The sequence below is a fragment of the Psychrobacter sp. UBA3483 genome (assembly GCF_002377905.1).
Taxonomy (GTDB): Bacteria; Pseudomonadota; Gammaproteobacteria; order Pseudomonadales; family Moraxellaceae; genus Psychrobacter.
Window position 1 is genome coordinate 22770 of record NZ_DFQS01000029.1, and the last position, 14637, is coordinate 37406.

General features: G+C 45.4%; 11 protein-coding genes. 8 read left to right on the forward strand and 3 right to left on the reverse strand.

Features of this window, described 5'->3' with window-relative positions:
- Positions 1 to 38: 38 nt before the first annotated feature.
- From pta to B2866_RS05135, 6 genes are all read left to right on the forward strand, one after another.
- Positions 39 to 2195, forward strand: a complete 2157-nt coding sequence (gene pta / locus B2866_RS05110) for a phosphate acetyltransferase (RefSeq protein WP_296191267.1) — start codon at positions 39 to 41, stop codon at positions 2193 to 2195.
- A 201-nt stretch (positions 2196 to 2396) separates the two neighbouring features.
- Positions 2397 to 3284 (forward strand): nicotinate-nicotinamide nucleotide adenylyltransferase, encoded by an 888-nt coding sequence (locus tag B2866_RS05115; protein WP_296191269.1) that lies wholly within the window; start codon positions 2397 to 2399, stop codon positions 3282 to 3284.
- A 152-nt stretch (positions 3285 to 3436) separates the two neighbouring features.
- Positions 3437 to 3850, forward strand: coding sequence for a ribosome silencing factor (gene rsfS, locus B2866_RS05120; RefSeq protein WP_191690127.1), 414 nt, complete (start codon positions 3437 to 3439; stop codon positions 3848 to 3850).
- A gap of 200 nt (positions 3851 to 4050) precedes the next feature.
- Positions 4051 to 4818, forward strand: coding sequence for an MOSC domain-containing protein (locus B2866_RS05125; RefSeq protein ID WP_296191272.1), 768 nt, complete (start codon positions 4051 to 4053; stop codon positions 4816 to 4818).
- 91 nt (positions 4819 to 4909) lie between these two features.
- Positions 4910 to 5794, forward strand: coding sequence for an N-acetylmuramoyl-L-alanine amidase (locus B2866_RS05130; protein ID WP_296191273.1), 885 nt, complete (start codon positions 4910 to 4912; stop codon positions 5792 to 5794).
- 29 nt (positions 5795 to 5823) lie between these two features.
- The gene (locus tag B2866_RS05135; protein WP_296191276.1) at positions 5824 to 6030 is read left to right on the forward strand and encodes a hypothetical protein; all 207 of its coding nucleotides are present in this window, start codon (positions 5824 to 5826) and stop codon (positions 6028 to 6030) included.
- Positions 6031 to 6347: 317 nt separating this feature from the next.
- Here the strand turns inward: B2866_RS05135 and purL are convergent, their stop codons facing one another.
- Positions 6348 to 10394 carry a phosphoribosylformylglycinamidine synthase gene (gene purL / locus B2866_RS05140; protein ID WP_296191278.1) on the reverse strand — a complete coding sequence of 1349 codons (4047 nt, stop codon included), beginning with the start codon at positions 10392 to 10394 and terminating at the stop codon, positions 6348 to 6350.
- Between the two features lie 403 nt (positions 10395 to 10797).
- Between purL and B2866_RS05145 the strand changes: the two genes are divergently transcribed.
- Positions 10798 to 11292 (forward strand): pyridoxamine 5'-phosphate oxidase family protein, encoded by a 495-nt coding sequence (locus B2866_RS05145; protein WP_296191280.1) that lies wholly within the window; start codon positions 10798 to 10800, stop codon positions 11290 to 11292.
- A 275-nt stretch (positions 11293 to 11567) separates the two neighbouring features.
- Complete coding sequence (locus tag B2866_RS05150; protein WP_296191281.1) at positions 11568 to 12062, forward strand: pyridoxamine 5'-phosphate oxidase family protein; 495 nt, start codon at positions 11568 to 11570, stop codon at positions 12060 to 12062.
- A gap of 108 nt (positions 12063 to 12170) precedes the next feature.
- Here the strand turns inward: B2866_RS05150 and pgsA are convergent, their stop codons facing one another.
- Complete coding sequence (gene pgsA, locus B2866_RS05155; RefSeq protein ID WP_296191282.1) at positions 12171 to 12857, reverse strand: CDP-diacylglycerol--glycerol-3-phosphate 3-phosphatidyltransferase; 687 nt, start codon at positions 12855 to 12857, stop codon at positions 12171 to 12173.
- A 551-nt stretch (positions 12858 to 13408) separates the two neighbouring features.
- Positions 13409 to 14578, reverse strand: coding sequence for an NAD(P)/FAD-dependent oxidoreductase (locus B2866_RS05160; protein WP_296191283.1), 1170 nt, complete (start codon positions 14576 to 14578; stop codon positions 13409 to 13411).
- Between the last annotated feature and the right edge of the window lie 59 nt (positions 14579 to 14637).

Here is a 14637-nt window from a genome sequence, read left to right on the forward strand (position 1 = left end):
CAGACGCTTTAAAAATAGAATAAACAGTAGGATACATTATGCAAACTTTTTTACTTGTGCCCATCAGTCGCGGTATCGGTGTGACGTCAGCGGCGTTAGGCTTGATTCGCGCCTTTGATTATAACGGTATCAAAGCGGGCTTTATGAAGCCATTTTTACAAGATGATACCCTCGATAAGCAAAACAGTTTAGACAGCTCAAGCGCGCTGGCGATGCACGCTTTTGGTCTTAATCCGCCCAAATCCATCAGCCGTCAGCGCGTTGAGCGTATGCTGGGTGATGACAATCTTGATGATTTGATGGAAGAAGTGGTCGTCAATTATCATACCTTAGGCGATGACTACGATGTGGTCATTTGCGAAGGCTTAGTATCGACGACTGAGACCTCTTATGCGTCGCAAATCAACCGCGCGATTGCTCATGCCCTAGATGCCAAAATCATCTTTGTCAGCACCGCCGATACCAGTAAACCTGCCTATCTGGCTGACAAGCTTGACGTTCACGCCCGTGAATTTGGCGGCATCGCCAGTGAGCGCACGCTTGGCTGTATTTTGATGCGTATGCATGATTTACCAAACGCCCAAAGCACCCTCGAAAATCAAATGGTCGCCCCAGGCGAAGCCGTGGTGCAATTAGACCAAGGCTTTATGCAAGAAGTGCAGCGCCTGTCACCGCATTTTAACACCGAAGAGTTCCGCTTAATCGGCGTGGTGCCATTTAGTGACTCACTCTCTGTGCCACGTACGTGGGATATCGCCGCTGAGCTCGACGCCACGTGGCTAAATGTCGGTGAAGCAAAATCGCGCCGTATCAACCGCATCAGTTTGACCGCGCGTTCGGTCGCTCGCGTCGATGAAGTCTTTAAACGTGGTACGCTGATTGTCGTACCGGGCGACCGCGATGACTTATTGTTGGCCGCAGGACTTGCCTGTATCAACGGTATTCCACTAGCAGGTCTGGTATTAACGGGCGGCGTGGTACCAAGCGAAACAGTCGCTGAGCTTTGGCAATCGGCACTCAAAACGGGTATCCCGATCATGAGTGTCGAAAGTGACAGTTATGAGACCGTACAAAGCCTTGTGCATATGAGCGCTGAGATACCAAGCGATGATACCGAGCGCGCCGAAGAAGTGGCACGTTATGTCGCCGCGCATTTAGACCTCAACTGGATTAAAGATTACTTTAGCCAAGAGTATGAGATGCGCTTATCACCTTCAGCATTTCGTCATCAAGTGGTCAAAAAAGCGCAAAACGCTAAAAAACGTATCGTGCTCCCAGAAGGCTCAGAGCCACGTACGGTCGAAGCGGCATGCATCTGCCAAAGCCGCGGTATCGCCAATTGCGTGTTGATTGCCAAGCGTAGTGAAGTCGAGCAAGTAGCGAAAAATCGTGATTTGGTGTTGCCTGAAGGGCTTGAGATTATCGACCCCGATAGCCTCGATATGGATAAATATATCAATGCTGTGGTCGAGCGTCGTAAAGGTAAAACCAACGCCGAAGTGGCCGCTGAATACCTCAAAGACACGGTTTATTTGGGTACGACCATGCTCGAGATGGGCGAGGTCGACGGTTTGGTATCTGGGGCGATACATACAACCGCCAATACCGTACGTCCTGCATTTCAGCTGATTAAAACCGCGCCGCAGTATTCGCTGGTATCGTCAGTGTTCTTTATGCTGCTACCTGAGCAAGTGGTGGTTTATGGTGACTGCGCCATCAACCCCGACCCGAACGCTGAAGAGCTCGCTGAAATCGCCATTCAATCAGCGCAGTCTGCCGCCGCCTTTGGTATCAATCCAAAAGTCGCCATGATTAGCTACTCAACAGGCTCATCTGGTACTGGTGCGGATGTTGAAAAGGTCATTCGTGCAACTGAAATCGTCCGCCAGCGTGCGCCGCACCTCGCCGTCGATGGTCCATTACAGTATGATGCCGCTTCGGTCATGAGTGTTGGTAAACAAAAAGCCCCTGACTCACCGGTTGCCGGACAAGCAAACGTCTTTATCTTCCCTGACCTAAACACTGGTAACACCACCTATAAAGCGGTACAACGTAGCGCCAATGTGGTCAGTGTCGGACCGATGTTGCAAGGCTTGAATAAGCCTGTTAATGACTTATCGCGTGGCGCTTTGGTCGATGATATTATTTATACCATCGCCCTGACCGCCATCCAAGCACATAGCGACGCGATTTAATCGCGGTACCGTTTATATTTTACAGTTATGCTTAATCGCTCTACACTTAACCGACTATCATCGTGATGGTCGGTTTTTTATGGACTATTTTTGTTAAATCTTTAGGGCTTTAAAACATGTGCCCCTACTGAGCGCTCTCCAATAATGCTATAGTCTCCTTAATAACAATGTCTATCGGTAGCGCTTTTTGCTCACTTATTTATGCCTTATTCTGAAGACTATCCTCTAACAAAAAACGCCAAACCCGCCATTCGTGCCTATTTGGGTGGCTCATTTGATCCTGTGCATAATGGTCATTTGCAAATGGCGCTGTATGTTTATCAAAGTTTACTGCCGCTAGCAAAGCAGCAACAGCGCGAGCTACAGCTGTCATTATTGCCCAATGCGCGCTCACCGTTTAAAGCAGACAGCACCGACCCTAAGCACCGCTTGGCTATGTTGAAGCTGGCTATAAAAGATACCCCGCTACAAATCAATGAGCTTGAGCTGTGGCAAACGCCGCCGGTCTATACCATTGATAGCGTAAAAACCTTACGCGCTCGCTACCCGCACGATAGCCTGATATTTATCATGGGCATGGACAGTGCGCAGAGTTTGGATAAATGGAAAGATGGTCTGGCGCTGACCGATCATGTCAATTTATGGGTATTTAATCGGCTGAGCATTATCGAAAATGACCCTATTAATAATGATACAAACGCTGATATAAATGAAAAGTTCGTAAATACAGATTTAGTCGCGTCAAACCTTACTGCGCTGCAATCTCAGCTTCCCATAGCACTGCAACACTTAATCACTGACTCGGCTACTGACCTTGTCGCGCCAGCTTTGCGGTCTTTAACAGACAGCAGTAACTTGAAAAACGCCGTGCAAGGACGCATTTATATAGACCCGCGCCCTGTGGCAGCGATATCGAGCACCCAAGTACGTCAAAAGCTGCGCAAGCAATGTACGCAAAACGCAACTTTACAGCCAATAAATGCTATCATTAACCCGACTGTACCCAATTCATTCGCTAAATGGCTAAATCCTGCCGTTTATCAATATATTATCGACCATCAGCTATATTCTGCTGCTCAATTCCGTTAAAATCGCCTTATACGTTTAACTTTACCTATTTTATCCATGTTGCCGCAAAAAACACTTGTCTATTTACCTATCTTTCAGGGGCTCGTGAGCACAAGCAATGTGATGATTTACTATTTTATTTTTAATATTTATGATTGAAGAGAAGACCATTTATGACCAATACCATGACTGAAGAACGCTTAAAAGAATGCTTAGCGGTAGTCGAAAACACGCTTGACGATATGAAAGCAAAAAATATCACTGTTTTAAACGTAGAAAATCTAACGGACGTGATGGAGCGCATCGTCATCGCTGACGGTACTTCAAAACGCCACGTGCGTGCGATGGCAGACAGCGTCGGCGCTGAAGTTAAGCAAGCGGGCTTTATGCCACTAGGCCGTGAAGGCGGTACTGATTCTGACTGGACGTTGATTGATTTGGGCGCTGTTGTCGTACATATGATGACGCCAGCGGCGCGTGAATTCTATGACTTAGAAGGCCTATGGTCGTCACCTGATCAATTGGCGGAGCTGGTCGCTGTACCGCGTGAAAAGAAAACCGCAGGTCGCCGCAATAAAAATAAATAAGAGGATTTATTGCCAATACTGCTTTATAAAAAGACCAGATTCTACTCTGGTTTTTTTTCGTCTAAAATTTGGTACAGATAAAGGTTAAATCGCTAAAGCCATATAATCAACTGCCTGATTAGGCTAAGATAATAGCCATCTTTAACATCACTAATGAATTAACCATTCGCCCAATAAATCCCTATCGATTAGGATATTCCATGAGCATAGAGCAAATAGCATCTTCTAGCCAAAAAAATAGTGCTGATTTCAATCAACCCTTACCGCTACATATTGCCAATTTAATCTGCGTGCGTGCTGGCAAAGCGATGCCATTTGCCCGTGAGCAGATGAGCGCCATTGATAAGGCGCCAATCAAAGCGCCTGTCGCGGTCAACTTCATGGGTCTGACCACTGATGAACAAGCCGACCGACGCCATCATGGCGGCCCGTTAAAGGCCGTACATCAACTGCCAGTCGCAACCTATGAGAAAATTAATACAGAATTTGGTTTAAAGGTACGCGTTGGTACCTTGGGTGAAAACTTAACGACTGAGGCAGTCGATGGTCTGCCTGCAATGGATGAGTCGACGGTGTGTATCGGCGATGTTTTTCAGTACGGTGATGAGCAAGTTAATGGTAGCGACAGCGTCCAACTTCGCATCGTGCAGCCGCGCCGTCCCTGCTACAAAATCAATGACCAAATTGGACAGTTTAAACTGAACAAAGTGCCAAATATCGCCTCTTGGATGACTAAGCAAGGTATCGCTGGCTGGTATTTTGAAGTCGTACGTGACGGTATGATTCACGCTGATTTGCCGGTTTATCTCATCGAACGCTCCTATCCTTTTGCGACCCTAGAAAAGCTATGGCAATTATCAAACTCAAAAGAGAAAATTGACGCCGAGGTTATCGAGCCGTGGCTGGCGATTAAGTGTTTGGAGGACAGTTGGAAAACGGTTTTGGCGAAGAAAATTAGTAAAGGTTAAAAGCTTTAAAAGTATCTCAATTTTATCTATTACTACCACTATAAAATAAAGGTCGGCATCATCGCCTACCCGTATTCATACAGAGCATTTCATGGCAAAAACTATCTTTTTAGCATTCGCATGTGCCTTAACGCTACCCTTGATTGGCTGCGTGACCACTCATAACGCCCAATTAACGACCAGCGAGCCTTTCGTCATCGATAGCGAAACCTATCAAGCTACGGGCAAAAGTGAGCGTATCAAAACCATTATTTTGCATTATACGGTGAGCAATAATGCCCGCGCTATTAGGCTTTTGACTACTGGTGATGTCAGCGCCCACTATCTGATTTTAGACCATGATGACAACAAAATTTATAACTTAGTGCCCGAGGGCGAACGCGCGTGGCATGCAGGCAATGGCGGTTTTGCTGGTAAAACGATACTCAATGATACCTCTATCGGCATCGAGATTGTCAACCCAGGCATCAAACCTGAATATCGAGACGCGTTAAAAAACGGCGCGCTCGACTATCATCCTTATGAGCACTATGTTGAATTTAATGAGTTGCAGATCAAAAAAGTGGCGCAGCTGGTACAAGAGTTGGCAAAAAGATATAATATCTCAGCAAAGAATATCATTGGTCATGCGGATATGGCACCCTCGCGTAAAATCGACCCCGGTGCCAAGTTCCCTTGGCAGCGACTATATTTGGATTACGGCATTGGCGCTTGGTATGATGAATTTGACAAGCAATTCTTTATGAATCAAGACGCGTTTGCCGCAGCTACGATACCCGAGATTAAGCAAGCGTTTCGCGATTATGGTTATCAAATCAATGATACAGACGCGTGGGATAAAACCAGTCGCAATGTGGTGTATGCCTTTCAATTGCACTTCAGACCACAGCAGCCAACGGGCGAGCTGGATTTAGAAACGTATGCGATACTACGCGCACTCAATAAGAAGTATGCTGGTCGTGATGACTTTTATTAATGGATAAAAAATATTAGGAGACATAAGCCATGAATAACTCACAATACAATGAGCAAAATGAGCAAGACGAGCTACAGAAATATCTAGAAGAAAAAGCCAAACAGGAGCAAGAAAAAGAGCAGGAACCTGAGCCGCTCTCTGCGTATGAGGCTTGCGTGTTAAGAGAAAGTGCGAGGATTCATGAGCTGATTGCTGAGGCTCAGAAGGAAGGTAAAAACGGTTTAGATAACGAGTAGTTTTTGATTGTATTATACTTTGTATAGAAAATTAGTCTTGATTTGCTTCAGTAATGAATCAGAGCCTGAACCTATCGAACGTGAAAAGTATATTCTATCGAATAAGATCATTAAGGTTATTTTGGAAAAAGAAGGTAGGAACTTTTATGAAAATATCGATTTTGGGTTCCAAATTTTAGACGGCATAACGTTCAACTTGATTAGTGAGAATACTAAGCCTAAGCTAAGATTACTATAGTTTCTTTCAAACACTTCCAAACACAAAAAAGGTGAGCTTAGGCCCACCTTTTTTATTATCAACAGTAATTCAAACCATTCTAACGCAACCAAGCACGCGCATTACGGAACATACGCATCCACGCACCGTCCTCGTCCCACTCTTCTGGCTTCCAGCTATGATTGTAGGCACGTAGCGTACGCTCAGGGTGCGGCATCATGATGGTGACGCGACCGTCGGTGCTACACAGACCTGTAACACCGCCGAGCGAACCGTTTGGATTGAGCGGATACGTCTCGGTTGGATGACCTTGGCTATCGACATAACGCATCGCAAGCTGACCGTGTTTTGCCATACCGTCGATCTCAGTATTGTCTAGCGTGGCATAGCCTTCACCATGCGCTACAGCGATTGGTAAGATACTGTCTTGCATACCTTTAAACAAGATAGATTTGGTACGCTCAACTTTGACGTTGACGGTACGCGCTTCAAAGCGGGCTGATTTATTGGCGATAAAGCGTGGGAAGTTTTCCGCGCCTGGGATGAGGTCTTTTAACTGCGCCATCATCTGACAGCCGTTACAGACACCAAGTGAGAAGGTATCAGGGCGAGCAAAGAAGCGCACAAACTGCATGCGCAACTCGTCATGGAACAAGATAGAGTTCGCCCAGCCCGAGCCTGCGCCCAACACATCACCGTAACTAAAGCCACCACAAGCGACCAGACCGTCGAAGTCACGTAGATTAATACGACCTTCAAGTAAATCGCTCATATGAACGTCGACCGCTTCAAAGCCTGCTTGGGTAAAGCCTGCTGCCATTTCGGTCTGACCGTTGACGCCTTGCTCACGCAGGATAGCAACTCTTGGCTTGCTGTTATCAGAATCAGCGCGGCTGTTTAAGTATGGTTCTTCAACCTTTTGATTGAGGTCAAAGTTTGGTGCAGCGATAAGACCTTGATGGCTGGCATCACTAATCAAGTCATATTCTTGCTGTACGCAAGCTGGATTGTCACGACGACGGGCAATTTGATAGCTGACCTGACTCCATTCTTGTTGCAGCTCAGAACGGCTAAAGCGTAGCGTAGCATCACCCATATGCAGCGGCGTCTGGATAATGAGGCTGTCTTCCTCACAGCTTTGACCGACAAGGCTAAGCATATCGCTGACGTTAAATTCTTCTGCCAATTGCATCAAAGCGGCGACATTTTCTGGTAAGACTTGAATGACCGCGCCCAGCTCTTCACTGAATAATTGACCGAGTAAGTTTTTATCGTCCAATGACAGCTTGATACCTTGGCGACTGGTGAATTGCATCTCAGCAATCGTCGCCAGTAAACCACCATCGCCGATATCGTGATAAGCGCTAATGACACCTTGCGCGTTACCCGCTTGGATGAAGTTAAAGAAGTCGATTAAATCGCTTGGTTTATCGAGGTCAGGACATTCATTGCCCAATTGGCTTGCCGTTTGCGCAAGGATTGAACCGCCAAGGCGCAGTTTACCTTTTGATAAATCAATACGGTAGAAGGCGCTGTCACCATTTATTAGCTCAGGCGTTAGCGTTTTTGCCACGTCAACGACTGGTGCAAAAGCAGTAATCACGAGGCTCATTGGCGAGACCACTGATTTATCCGTGCTGCCGTCTTTATTGCTATCCGTCCAGTTGGCACGCATCGATAGCGAGTCTTTACCGACTGGAATGGCGATACCCAACGCAGGACATAACTCTTCACCAACGGTATAGACAGCATCGAACAGTGCAGCGTCCTCATTATCATCGCCGCAGGCTGCCATCCAGTTTGCTGACATGGTGATATCAGATAGCTGAGCGATACGTGCACCGGCGATATTGGTAATCGCTTCGCCAACTGCCAAGCGTGCAGAAGCTTTAGGGCTGATTAAAGCAACTGGCGTACGTTCGCCAACGCTCATCGCCTCACCGCTCATCGGCTGACCATCAAGCGCAATCAGGCCAGAAGCGGTAACGGCACAATCTGCCACTGGTACTTGGTAGCGACCAACATATTGATCGCGCACCACCATACCCGTGATAGAGCGGTCACCGATGCTAATGAGGAATGATTTGCTCGCAACGGTTGGATGACGCAATACATCTTTGATAGATTCAGCTAAATTAAAGTCATTGAGCTCAAGCGGCGGCAATTCATTGTCTTGACGGCTAAAGCTACGCTGCATCTGCGGCGTACCACCGAGTAATACTTGCATCGGCATATCGACTGGCTGCTCATCAAGCAATTCATCATCAACGATAAGCTGACGTATTTCCGTCGCTTCACCCAAAATGGCATACGGACAACGCTCACGGGCACAAATCGCATCAAACTGCGCTTTGCTCTCTGGGCGAATCGCTAACACATAACGCTCTTGCGCTTCGTTTGACCAAATCGCCATCGGCGACATGCCTGCTTCTAGCGACGGGATTTTACGCAGGTTTAAATGGGCGCCCATCTCGTGGTCATTGACCAATTCTGGCATGGCGTTTGATAGACCACCGGCGCCAACGTCATGTAGCGAGACGATTGGGTTGCCATCTTTACTGTTACTGCTAGCGTCAATATCGTTACCAGACTGTCCATTACCAGCTAAGGCCCAGCAGCGATCGATGACTTCTTGGCAGCGACGCTCCATCTCGGCGTTATCGCGCTGCACAGAAGCGAAGTCCAAACCTTCATCTAACTCGCCGCTATCGACAGATGATGCTGCGCCGCCGCCCAAGCCGATTTGCATCGCAGGTCCACCAAGAACGATAAGCAGGTCACCTTGTTGAATGGCATTTTTTTCAATCAGGTTGCGTTTGATATTGCCGTAACCACCTGCCAGCATGATAGGCTTATGATAGCCGCGCATTTCGCTGCCATCTTTTGCCGCTGAAGTATCCAATTGGAAACTACGGAAATAACCGCAGAGGTTTGGACGACCAAATTCATTTGAGAAATTGGCTGAGCCGAGTGGTGCTTCGGTCATAATCTCAAGACTGGTGGCCATACGATCGGGCGTACCGTAGTTTTGCGTACTTACTTGCCCAGATTGCTCCCATTTTTCCGCAAGCTCTGGAATATGCAAGTGTGATACATGAAAACCAGTCAGACCAGCTTTTGGTTTACCGCCACGACCGGTTGCGCCTTCATCACGAATCTCACCGCCCGCGCCCGTCGCTGCACCGGCATAAGGGGCAATCGCCGTTGGATGGTTATGAGTCTCGACTTTCATTAAGATATCGATTTCTTCTTGATGAAAGTCATAAAGATGGGCAGAATTTGCATCCATGGCATCAGTCGGCACTGGATAGTAACGCAGCCCCTTAGCCCCAGCCATCACCGCGGCGTTGTCTTTATAAGCCGACAAAATGCCTTGGGGATTGGCTTTATAAGTATTCTTAATCATCTGAAACAGGGATTTTGGCTGTACTGCACCATCGACTGTCCATTCAGCGTTAAAAATCTTATGACGGCAATGCTCTGAGTTGGCCTGCGCAAACATCATCAGCTCAACGTCCGTTGGATTACGCTTTAGCTCATTGACGTAGGCATTCATCAGATAGTCGACATCTTCGCTCGACAAGGCAAAACCAAACTCTTTATTGGCGGCTTCTAGTGCTGATTGTCCTTGGCCGATGACGTCGATGCGATTAAGTGCAGCCGGCTGTTCATCATCGAACAGTTTATTTACGTCATTTAAATCATAAACTAGGCTTTGGGTCATACGGTCAAACAATAATTGCTCAGCGGCTTTAGGAAGCTTGTTATTAGGTGCACCTACGTCGCCGTCTGCTTTTGCATCAATCGTTAGGGTATAAACGATAACGCGCTCGACGCGTTTAATCTCAATGTCACAGTTATTAAAGATATCGGTCGCTTTACTAGCCCACGGCGAAATCGTCCCAAAACGCGGACCGACGATTACTTGTACTTGATTGGCCTCTGGAGCGGCAAGTTGAATATCGGCATGCACCCCAAACAAATCCAGCGCTTTTTTATGTTCATCACCTACGAGGTCTCGCGATAGCACATAAACTTGCTGAGTATGAATCTGGCTGACATTTAGCTCGGTTTTTTGCTGAAACTGACTGATGAGTTGCTGCGTCTGAAAATCGGTAAGAAACGGTTGTCCGGCGATGGTCATCATAAAGGCATAATCCGTAAGATCAAGGCATCTCTGCCATGCAAAGTAAATGGTCTGTGTATTATAACAAGAAGCCCTGTAATAAGCAGGTCAAAACCAAGATAAAAAGCTTTTCAAAACAGAAATATTGCTCAGCTGGCGTCACAATTTTTACCTAATTATTGTAAACCTTACAAACACTCACATCGTATTACTGGCAACCTATATAAATTAGATGCTGATAATCGCTATTCTAGATGGCAGTCGCGATGAGTTAAGCGCCTTATAACGAGCTTGATAACTATAACTATAAGCAGCTCATAAAAACTACTATAAATGGCGCTGGCTTGTCTAAACTGAATGCTTAATAAGCAACCATGATTTAAACAAAAAAACCATTTACTATAATGATAAAAGGATAAACCCAATGAGTAACCAAGAGCATATCGCCAAAATCCAAGAAGTGATTAAAGACGTAAAATTTGCCATGATGAGTACCACCAATAAAAAAGGTGACATTCATGCTTGGCCAATGACCACCAATAAAGCGGATGTCGCTGCCAAAGAGATTTGGTTTATCGGTGATAAAACCTCAGATGTCGTCAAAGACATTCAAGACGATGCAAGAATTGGATTAACGTATGCTACCCAAGACGAAAAGAATTACGTTTCTATTAGTGGTAATGCTGAATTATCAAACGATAAAGACAAGTTGGATGAGCTATGGTCGCCTGTTTATAACGCCTTTTTTGCCGAAGGTAAAGAAGATGAAAATATCCAATTGATTAAAGTTGTGCCACATGGTGCCGAGTGCTGGATTAGCGGTAGCTCAGTGGTCAATATGTTTAAAATGGCAACCGCAGCGGTGCAAGAAGGAAAAACTGCTGAAGATTTAGGCGAGACTTTCTCCGTCTCTCTATAACCTCAGTTTCTGTAAGTTTTGCGGTCTTAATAATAAAAAATAAAAAATAAGACATCTATTTGAACGCCAGTAAGTTATTAATTTACTGGCGTTTTTTTGTTTAATCAAAACCTTAAAGCTTACAAAGCGTCACAGCGTATTACAGAGCAGCTATATCGTTTTATTAAGCAACTTTATTATATTAATAACTGATTCTATATTTAATCATTCATTAGTTAACTGCCGATAGCTTTTAAACCTAAAACTGCATCTTTCAATAGTAAAGGACAACTATTATGAACAAACAAGCGCAAATGGATACCATCCAAGCGATGGTAAAAGACATTAAATATACCATGATGACCACGCGCAATGGCGAAGACCATCTGCACTCTTGTCCAATGAACACCACTGAAACCAGTATTGGCGCCAAAGAGATTTGGTTTATAGGCCATAAGCCGTCTGAAACTGTCGATAACATTAAGCAAAATGCAGAAGTAAATTTGGCTTATATCACAAAAGGCGATGATAAGTATTTGTCTATTTCTGGTACCGCTGAATTGGTCGAGGATGCAGGGAAACTTAACGAGCTATGGTCAGTTATGTATAACGCTTATTTTGAGAAAGGCAAAGAAGACCCAAGAGTTCAGCTCATTAAAGTAGTGCCACATGGCGCGGAATACTGGGCGAATGGTAATGCGATCACTAGCGCGGTCAAAATGACGGCGGCGGCAGTTACCGATACCGCGATTGAAAAAAGCTTAGGGGAAAATTTCTCTATTAAGCTGTAATGTTTTCATAATGAAGTAGAAGCAAAGTAATTAGAATAAAAAAAGCCAGTCGCTTAATGCAACTGGCGTTTTTTATTCCGACTCAACTGACGGTTAAATCAAAAAGAGCTAACCGCTCTGTTTTAAATACGGCCAAGCGGCTTTTAGATAAATCATCATCGACCATAAGGTTAAAATCACCGCCGCCACCATCAAGACATACCCTATCATTTCAAGCGATTGCCAATTTAACAATAACACAGTGATGGCGATCATCTGAAAAGCGGTTTTGAGCTTACCGACATACGAGACAGCAACACTGGTACGATTGCCAAGCTCCGCCATCCACTCGCGTAGCGCCGAGACGGCAATTTCACGCGATATAATAACAATCGCGGCAATCGCCATAATAATATTGGGATGCCATTGTACCAAGATAATCAGCGCAGCTGCGACCATGAGCTTATCAGCGACTGGGTCTAAAAAGCGCCCAAACGCGGAGACCACGTTAAGCTTACGAGCAAAATAACCATCCAGCCAATCGGTCACCGCGGCGATAATAAACACACCGGTCAGCAGCAAATGGCGCAGCAAACTGTCGCTAAATTCGCTCATACCTACCCGCGCGATGACATTGTCCGAAATCGCTGGCATGCCAATTCCCATGGCGGGTGGCCAATAAGCAATCGCCACAAATAGCGGAATCATTAAAATACGCGCAATCGTTAGATTGTTGGGTAAGTTAAAGATACTTCTGTCGTTTGGTGTCGGTAGCGGTTTTTGTTCTGGTGTGTGCAGCGGTGTACTCTCGGTCATGACAAACCCAGTTTATAGTGAACGATAAGAATGTGGCTAGCTTAGCATTTTTCTGCCATGCCGTCATGCTTCTGTGCCGGTCGGTTTTGGCTTTACTCAAATGACAGTACTCCATTGCAAGTGTTTTTGAGCAACAGAGGCTTAGCAAAGCGATTATGATGATGATTTTTAGCCAATAATTGGCGAATAATTAGCCAAAACGTAATGACATGTAAGCAAGCTAGGTAAATCGGCCAATTTCAGTTATGATGACTGTGTAATAAATACAGTTGTACACTGAAAATTGTAAGCAGATGTGAGAATTTCTTGAAATCATAGATTTCGTCATCATCTTTATATTAACAATAATAAATCTTGATGAATTTATTTGTGACTCTTTAATCAATAGTAGGTCGGTCACCTGATAAGTTTTCCTCAGCCCACGACACCTCCTTCGTGGGCTCTTTTTTTGTCTGTAAGTTAATGATTTACATGGTTTTAATAAAATGACATTTTAAGCTATCAGCTTATTTCATATATCCATTCCAGTTGCAATGCTTTGAATATTTAATTTAAACAATCACTGCGACCGTCTGCGCTGCCATTTGATAGCAGCTCTCTATATTACCTTGCCCGCACCAATCGCCACTAACAATCCATTGCCGCTCATCATCGACCAATATTCCTAACTGGTCTTTATGAGAAGCCGTAACGGTTGCGGCATAACGCCAACGGTGACAATCAACTTGGCTCGGCGTGCTCTCCGCATTCCAGTTTAGTGCTCGCTGAGCGGCTTCTAACAACTTTGCTTTTATGGTATCGATATCGTCATCGACGTGCTGCTCTGACCAGTCGTTGCGCGCATGAATGGTCATGCTGGGTAATAGCGCATGATACTCCGGCTTATGATGTTCGATAAATATTCTATCAATAATAGACTCTTGCACATAAGCCACATCCCACGCCGTATCCAAACGACTTAGCGCCTCAGGTAATGGTTGATCAGTATTCCAACCAAGCATTAAGCTATAGCAGGCTTGCATTTTTGGTTCAGTGATTTTTGCTTGTTCAGTAAAACCGCTATCAGCCATAATCTCGACTGCTTGACCATTTGGCGCGGTACAAATTACCCAATCAAAATGACCAAGACTGTTGCCATTTTCATCGAATAGCTCAGTTTTATTACTGGTCTTATTAGCGAGAGTTTGCTTATACCCAGCCAATGGCGCGATGCGGGTATTAAAATTGACGGTGGTATGCTGCAAATTATCAGCCAATGCTCGCCCCCAACTGGTCATCTTTGGCGTGCTGATATAGCGCGCTTGCGTACTGCCCCATTGCTCTTTGAGGTGCATATCAGCTGTGGGATTATTTTCAGCCATTGGCGTTAAGCTTACTACTTGCGCGTGCCAAGGTCGTAGCAGGTCTGTCTGTAGCCACGGTTTAATAAATTGCTGAAAGCTTGCGCTCTTGGCAGTAAAAAACTGTGCCCCAAAGGCCCATTGCCAGTTTTTATTAGTATGGCTATCGCTGCGGTAACGAGTTGCTAGACGCCCGACGCTGCGTGATTTCTCAAAAATAGTAATTTCTGGTACTAAGGCTCTGTCCTTAATTTTCTGGTCATTAATTTGGCTAAAAGCACGTTCTAATAAAGTGGCAGTAAACAGTCCGGTTAAGCCGCCACCGATAATGGCAATTTTTGGCGCTGATATCTGCGTAGGCTGCAAAGTAGAGTTCGGCATAATGACCATAAACCTTGTAATATAGAAGAAAATAAGAGCTATTGAAGCTATAAAGCTCA